Origin of the sequence: Salinivibrio sp. MA427 (assembly GCF_001996115.1) — a bacterium.
In the GTDB taxonomy this organism is placed as follows: domain Bacteria; phylum Pseudomonadota; class Gammaproteobacteria; order Enterobacterales; family Vibrionaceae; genus Salinivibrio; species Salinivibrio costicola.
On sequence record NZ_MUFH01000284.1, the window covers coordinates 1 to 7,873 of the forward strand.

The window sequence follows — 7,873 nt, forward strand, 5'->3', positions numbered from 1 at the left end:
ATATCACTTTTATATTTACTTAGCCTGCTAACTATTTTATATTGCTTGTTCTCTATTACTTAGCAGGCTAAGTAATCCGCACGATTGAGGGAGAGATCGCATGACCGCTTCACATCCAGAACATATGTCGATAGCTGAACATCTAGGACGGACCGCACGACTATGGCGACGCGTAGCCGATTCCGAGCTTGAACCACTTGGGCTCAGTTATCCGCGCTGGAGTGCGCTGTGGATGTTACGTCGATTGGGCGATGGCATTAGCCAAAGTGAGTTGGCGCAAGCGTTAGAGATTGAGCTGGGCTCGTTAATGCGCACGTTAAAGCACCTTGAGGAACAAGGGCTGATCACACGGCGCTGCTTACCCGAAGATAAACGCACCCGAACCGTCCACGTCACCGACAGTGGTTGTGAATTAATGTCGCGTATCGAAGCGCGGGTGTTGCGGGTACGCAAACATTTGCTGTCTGGTATCGCCGCTGAAGATTTTGAGGCTTTAGAGCGTGTATTGGTCACCATCAATCAAAACGCACTCGACTACGTAACGTCTTCTCAAGATGAATAAAAAGCAAGGCGATACCTCGTTCTTGTTAGGGCGACGCTGTTCAGCGCGATACTTTCCAGTGCAACACTAATCAATCATAATGTAGATAAGTAAAGGTAATAAGCACGAATGACACCGGATGAAAAATTTTCTCGCTGGGTAAAAATAGCGGCGCTCAGTTTTCTGATCCTTTTCGGTTATTTTTTAATCGCAGATAATACGATGCCACTCACGCCTCATGCGATGGTGACACGCACCGTCACCAAAGTGGCACCACAAGTGAGTGGCCCAGTCAGCGCGCTTGCGGTCGACAACAACCAAGACGTTCACCAAGGTGATGTGCTGTTTCGGATTGAAAGCGCGCCTTACCGTATTGCCGTCGACCAAGCAAAGCTCGCACTTGCCCAGGCCAGACAAAGCAATGCTCAGCTCGATGCCTCCTTGATGGCCGCGCGCCAAGATGTCTCGGCGCTCGCGTCGGTATTGGCACAAAAAGCACGCGAAGCAACTCGATTAAAAGCTCTATTTGCTAAAAATGGTGTGTCGCAGCAGCAGCGTGACGATGCGATCAGCGCGGCCGATACTGCACGCGCCAAATGGGAAGCTGCCAAAGCGCGTGTCAGTGCGCTTCAAATTCAACGGGGCGGTGATGGTGCCAGCAACATTGCCGAACAAGTGGCATTGAGCAAGTTAAAGAAAGCGCAATTGAATCAATCGTATACCACCGTAAAAGCCAGCCATGACGGCGTAGTGACCAACCTGCAATTAGACGTGGGCGCCTATGCCAGTGCCGGCCAGCCAATCATGGCATTGGTGTCAGAACGTGCACAAGTGATTGCCGATTTTCGTGAGAAAAGTGTGCGCGATATTGAGGCAGGTTATACCGCGCTAGTGGCGTTTGACAGTGAGCCCGGCGCTTTATATACCGGCCATGTTACCAGTGTTGATGCGGGGGTCAGTGCAGGTCAAATCGATGCTAATGGCCAGTTAGCCTCACCCACCAATTCGAACCGATGGGTACGCGATGCACAGCGTATGCGTCTGCACATTCAACTTGATGAATGGCCATCTCATGCCCTCCCCACGGGTGCTCGCGCCACGGTACAACTGGTGCCTGACCATGCGATAAGCGGTCTGCTCGCAAAAGCACAAGTGGGCTTTCTGAGTATGCTGCATTACATCTACTAAGGGCGAGTGCAATGAATTTATGGCATCACCCGTTAAGCGATAATGATGTACGCCAATGTGCGCGCATAGCCACTGGCGCGACCTTAGGATTCGCGATTTGTAAGTTTTTCGACTGCAGCTTTGGGGTGTTTTTTACCGTCACTCCAATGTTGCTGCTCGGCCTTGTCCCGGTGATCAATGGCCGTGCCGCGCGTCAGCTTTTGGCCTCGGCGGTGATCAGTGGGTTAGAAGTTGGACTGCTGGGCGGATTATTTGGCGCGCATCCAGGGTTAATGACGCCTTTGGTATTCTTGTTGTTCACCTACAAATTTGCCTGCATGTCAAAAGGGCGCTTTTTTCTTTTTGGTGCCAACAGCGTGTTAAGCCTTAGCATCATGCTTCATTTTGCGAGTTATCCCGATTTACCGATCAATACCTTAATCTTCGGTAACCTGGGCGCGAATGTGTTATCGGTCGCAGTGGCGTATCTCGTCACCTGGTTAATTCCTGATGTCACGCCGCGCCAGCCGCCTGCTGCACCCGCAGGGGGAAAACAATCCCATCGGATGCGGCATGAAGCACTCATGGGCGCGACGTTGGCGACGGTCTCGTTTTTTATCTTTCAGCTGTTTGATTTGCGCGATTCGATTTCAGCACAAGCCACCACCGTGTTGTTGCTGTTCCCGATGCATTGGAACGGCTCGCTCAGTTATGCGCGTAAACGGGCGATTGGCACTGTGTTGGGCGTGGTGTATGGGGTGGGCTGCCAAGTTATTTTATACGATTGGTTTAACGTGCTGATCTTGGTGATCCCGCTGCTTTGGATAGGCACCATGTTGTTTGCTAAAGCGCATTTAAAAGAGGCCGGGGGCTCAGGCGTGGGGTTTGGGGCCATGGCAACGCTCGGGATCTTATTCGGGCAATACTTAAGCCCCAACCAAGACTTTATGTACGATGCCTTATATCGAGTCAGCAGCAACTTAGTCGCCATTGTACTCACCTTGATGCTTTGCTTTATCGTGCATAAATTACTTAATTACTTCCCGGCAACGCGGTTTGGCGTCACTTAACTGCCGATTATGCTGGGCACGAACATGCTTCGCTTCAGTCAACTAATAATCATGATTTTTGCGGCTAACCTCTCAGCCCAATTTCACTTTTGCGAAGCATCACTTGTTTAACCCATGACCTACCGCTATGATTCTGTTTAACAATTATGTACAGAGAGGAAGTCAGCCGTCTCTCATACTGTTCGACACTGAATTTTTCGGCACATTACGCGCCGGTTGTGACGGCTTTAGTCCTTCCCCATCATTTAAAAAGGCAGCGTAGTGAAAAAACTCATTTTGATCGTGGTCTGTGCCATGNGGTGTACAGCGATAATTATACCGTCGCCGGTGCCGGCCAGGGTCAGCCCCAGCATTCGCGCTGGTACGCCGATGTGCAAGATGTATGGGTGTACGACATCATGATGCCGGTGTACGTCGATGGCCGTCTTTGGGGTGCGTTTGATGTCGGCATTCCCATCACCGAAGTCGATGCTGCCGCCAATGGTATCGCCATTGCACAGCTTACCGCGATTGGCTTGATTTTTATCGGCTGTACCTTGGTGCTAGTGTGGCTACTCGGCCGTTTATTCGCGCCGCTTAAAGGCTTAGAATATGCGCTGGCAGATATCTCGAAAGGCGATGGTGACCTTACCGTGCGCTTGCCCGTGACCGGCAATAACGAGATCACTCACATCTCAGAGGCGTTTAACACCTTTGTGGATAAAATCGACCAAATCATCGCTAACGTGGTTGAAACCGGTGAAGAGCTTGGCCGCTCGGCGGGATCATTGCGCGATAAAGCAGCGCAGTCATTAAAGCGCGGTGAGTCACAAAGCGAGCAAGCCTTGCTGGTGGTCACCTCAATGAACGAAATGATCGCCACCATTAATGAGATCTCGCAAAGTGCGTCTAGCGCGGCGGACTCGGCCTCATCGGCGAACAGCGAAACCGAAGCCGGCAAGCAAACCTTGACCGAGGCAACCGCGACGATTAACCAACTCGACACTGAGATGGATAACATGTCAACGGTGATCACCTCGTTGGCCGAGCGAACTCAGTCGATTGTCTCGATTCTGGATGTGATTCGCGGGATCTCTGAGCAAACGAACTTGCTTGCCTTGAACGCAGCGATTGAAGCGGCACGTGCTGGTGAGGCTGGACGTGGCTTTGCGGTGGTCGCGGATGAAGTGCGCAGCCTGGCGACTAAAACCTCACAATCGACCGAAGAAATTCAATCGACCATTGATCAGCTGCAGCAAGAAGCGAAAAATGCCGTTGATGCCATGGATACCAGCAAGGCATTGACCACCGAGGGTAACCGTGCCACTGAGCAAGCACTGACAGCACTAGAAAGCATTGCCACACAGGTAAGCACCATCTTAGATATGAATACCCATGTTGCGACCGCGACCGAAGAGCAATCGAGCGTGGCGAATGAAATCAACGTCAACATGGATAATGTTAACCAAGCGGCACAAGCCGGTTTGGAAGATAGCCATAGTTTAGAGGCCAGCAGTCAAGACTTAGCCGGTCTGGCACAAACGCTCGACCAGCATGTCGGCGCCTTTAAAATCTCGGCAATTAAACCGACAACAGGTACCTTGCGGGCGTCGCGTCATTAATTCATCTTTGAATGAGCGCGTACAACAATCGCCAGCCCCGTGCTGGCGATTTTTCTATCGTGCGGCCATTGATGCAGACGTGCTTGTACGCAGCTGGTGGTCGGGCAGGTGGTCGGCAAGAAACTCTAACCACGCGGCTACCTTGGGCTGTAACTGGCGTCCGCTGGGGTAAAGCGCCCAAATACCTTCATCGTCTACCCGATAATCCGTTAACACCTCAACCAGTTCGCCGTTTGCCAATGCTGCCTGCACATAATAATGGGGCAGCTGCGCCAAGCCTAGACCATGCTTAGCCGCATCGAGTAAGGCCACACCGGAGTTACAGCGTAACTTTCCCGATACGGTCAGTGTGCGAATTTTACCGCTGCTTTGATAATGCCAATGTTCATTGGAGCCCACCAAACAGGTATGGCGACTGAGTGCACTGGGTGAATCAGGAGAGCCATGAGCGGCTAAATAGCCAGGGCTGGCACAAATGGTTAATTGGCGCGATCCCAACCGTTTTGCCTTAAGGCTCGAGTCGGGTAAGTGACCAATACGAATTGCCACATCGGTGCCGGTATCGGTTAGATCTACGCGTCGGTTAGTCAGGTGTAAATCGATCGACACTTGCGGGTAAGCGGTTAAAAATGGCGCAAGCAAGGGGGCAATATATTGCTCACCAAAGTTAACCGGCGCAGTGACGCGGACCAGCCCAGAAGGAAGCGCTTGCGATTGAGTAATGGTTTGCTCAGCATCGACCAAGGCCGCGAGCAGTGGGCGGCAGCGTTGATAATAGAGCTCACCTTCGTCGGTGAGTGACACTTTGCGGGTGGTGCGATGAAACAGCTTCACCCCCAAATACGCCTCAAGCGTCGCCACCCGACGACTTACCGACACCACCGTGATGTCCAATTTATTAGCCGCTTGGGTAAAGCTGCCATGCTCGGCTACCGATAAAAATTCGTTTAATCCTTCCCAATGGGGTGCCATTACCGTCTACCCTGTCTATATTCACTGACACACATTATTACGAAAGTGAAATAATGATTTTCAATTTTGCCAGATTATAACTAAAACTAACTTAGTTAGCATAGTCAGGTCGTAATCGTGAACAAAAAGGATTCTCCAATGGCACTAACAATCAAGCCGGGACAAACGCATATCAAATCAAAAGCCGCGGTCGCATGGGGGCCAGGTGAACCCCTGAAAATGGAAGAGGTTGACGTTCAATTACCTAAACCAGGTGAAGTTCTTGTCAGAATCGTCGCTACCGGTGTATGTCATACCGATGCCTTTACCCTATCGGGTGACGATCCTGAAGNGGGGTATTTCCTTCTATTCTTGGCCACGAAGGCGGCGGCATTATTGAAATGGTCGGCGAGGGCGTGACCAGCGTCGAAGTGGGCGACCATGTGATCCCGCTTTACACTGCCGAATGTGGCGAGTGTAAATTCTGTCTATCGGGCAAAACCAACCTATGTGGCGCAGTGCGTGAAACCCAAGGCAAAGGCCTAATGCCTGATGGCACCTCGCGCTTTTCGATTAATGGCGAGACCATTTTCCACTACATGGGCTGCTCGACTTTCTCGGAATACACGGTATTGCCAGAGATCTCATTGGCGAAAGTGAGCAAAGCCGCGCCGCTGGAAGAAGTTTGCTTGCTTGGCTGTGGTGTCACCACCGGCATGGGCGCAGTGATGAACACCGCCAAAGTAGAAAAAGGCGATACCGTGGCGATTTTCGGTTTGGGCGGCATTGGCCTGTCAGCCATCATCGGCGCACGTATGGCCGGCGCAAGCCGCATCATCGGCATTGATATCAATGAAAGCAAATTCACCCTCGCCAAACAGCTGGGCGCCACCGATGTGATTAATCCTAACGATCACGATCAACCTATCCAGCAAGTGATTGTTGAGATGACCGACGGCGGCGTTGATTATTCGTTTGAATGTATCGGTAATGTCGATGTGATGCGCCAAGCCCTAGAATGCTGCCACAAAGGCTGGGGCGAGTCAGTGATCATTGGGGTTGCCGGCGCCGGCCAAGAGATTTCAACCCGCCCATTCCAGCTGGTGACAGGGCGCGTTTGGAAAGGCTCGGCGTTTGGTGGCGTAAAAGGCCGCTCCGAGCTGCCCGGTATTGTCGAGCGTTACCTCGATGGTGAGTTTGGCCTGCAAGAATTTATCAGCTACACCATGGGCCTTGATGAAGTGAACCGCGCCTTTGAACTGATGCACGAAGGCAAAAGCATTCGCAGCGTGATCCACATGGACCAATAACAGGACGGCCGCCGTGGCAACGCGGCGGCAGAATAACCATGCAACTAGAAAAAATAAGCGAAAACAAAGTCGCAGGCGGTTGGCACCAACGTTGGCAGCATGACTCTAGTGCCACCAACGGCAAAATGACGTTTGCGATCTTTCTGCCTGAGAAAACCAACACCCAACCGGTGCCCTTGCTCTACTGGCTCTCGGGCCTGACCTGCACCGACGAAAACTTTATGCAAAAGGCCGGCGCGTTTAAACAAGCCGCCACCTTGGGCATGGCGATTGTGGCGCCGGACACCAGCCCGCGCGGCGAGGGTGTGGCGGACGCTGATCAATACGATCTCGGCCAAGGGGCGGGGTTTTATGTTAATGCCACCCAAGCGCCGTGGCAGTCGCACTACCAGATGTACGACTACGTCGCCAACGAACTGCCCGAGCTGATTGAATCGCACTTTGCGGTCAACAACCAGCGCGCGATTGCCGGACACAGCATGGGCGGCCACGGCGCGTTAGTGATTGGTTTGCGTAACCCATCACGCTACAGCAGCATTTCCGCGTTCAGCCCCATTTGTCATCCCACCGAGTGCCCGTGGGGCAAACAGGCCTTTAGCGCTTATTTAGGCGCTGACGAACAAACATGGCAAGCCTACGATGCCACCGTGTTACTCGCCCAAGGCCCCACCGCCATGNATGCTGGTGGACCAAGGCGACAAAGACGGCTTTTTGGCCGATCAGCTTAACCCGCAAGCCCTGAAACAAGCGGCAGAGAAACACAACTCCCCGCTCACCTTGCGCATGCAATCGGGCTACGACCACAGCTACTTTTTCATCAATACCTTTATTGATGAACACCTCGCCTTCCACGCCACCCGCTTTGCGCGGTAGGTACAAACCACGTCGAGACCCCAAGCGGCCACCCAGGCCGCTTTTTTTTGCACCCATTTCACAAACTATGGCTTATCTAACACTTTGTACAATAGCGCACGAAAAGCAACACAGCGCTTGATACACTAACCCGCAAATTAGCCAATCAAATGGCGTGTTAGGTGCCGACAACTGATCGGCGGTAGCGTGGTGAGTGGATGGATGGTTACAGCTTATTGGCTAGATACAGGAAAAAGCATGCGCGTTTATCCTTGACAGATTCACACTATCTCGGAATGGGTGATAAAAAATAATCGATTATTCATGTGGTTACAGTTCAACGCTTGGGGATAATGTGAACGCCCGAGCGGAGATAGGAGG

General features: G+C 52.1%; 5 protein-coding genes and 2 pseudogenes. 6 read left to right on the forward strand and 1 reads right to left on the reverse strand.

Translation table 11 applies throughout. The features are described 5' to 3' along the window. Window positions 1-100: 100 nt before the first annotated feature. The 4 genes from BZG79_RS13295 (at window position 101) to BZG79_RS13310 (ending at window position 4,379) form a co-directional block, all read left to right on the forward strand. A complete protein-coding gene (locus BZG79_RS13295; RefSeq protein WP_021024442.1) occupies window positions 101-562 on the forward strand; it encodes a MarR family transcriptional regulator in 462 nt (153 codons plus the stop codon). A gap of 108 nt (window positions 563-670) precedes the next feature. Beyond that, window positions 671-1,729 (forward strand): HlyD family secretion protein, encoded by a 1,059-nt coding sequence (locus tag BZG79_RS13300; RefSeq protein ID WP_077460931.1) that lies wholly within the window; start codon window positions 671-673, stop codon window positions 1,727-1,729. Between the two features lie 11 nt (window positions 1,730-1,740). Next, a complete protein-coding gene (locus BZG79_RS13305) occupies window positions 1,741-2,778 on the forward strand; it encodes a DUF2955 domain-containing protein (protein ID WP_021024444.1) in 1,038 nt (345 codons plus the stop codon). Window positions 2,779-3,077: 299 nt separating this feature from the next. Further along, window positions 3,078-4,379: a methyl-accepting chemotaxis protein gene (locus BZG79_RS13310; protein WP_242414192.1), complete on the forward strand. Its 1,302-nt coding sequence runs from the start codon at window positions 3,078-3,080 to the stop codon at window positions 4,377-4,379. Between the two features lie 54 nt (window positions 4,380-4,433). On the opposite strand, the gene BZG79_RS13315 is transcribed toward BZG79_RS13310, so the two are convergent. Then, window positions 4,434-5,351: a LysR family transcriptional regulator gene (locus tag BZG79_RS13315; protein ID WP_077679674.1), complete on the reverse strand. Its 918-nt coding sequence runs from the start codon at window positions 5,349-5,351 to the stop codon at window positions 4,434-4,436. A 138-nt stretch (window positions 5,352-5,489) separates the two neighbouring features. On the opposite strand from BZG79_RS13315, the pseudogene BZG79_RS13320 reads away from it, so the two are divergent. Beyond that, window positions 5,490-6,640, forward strand: a pseudogene (locus tag BZG79_RS13320) (S-(hydroxymethyl)glutathione dehydrogenase/class III alcohol dehydrogenase). A gap of 38 nt (window positions 6,641-6,678) precedes the next feature. Beyond that, window positions 6,679-7,513 (forward strand): annotated as a pseudogene (gene fghA, locus BZG79_RS13325) (S-formylglutathione hydrolase). Window positions 7,514-7,873: the final 360 nt, after the last annotated feature.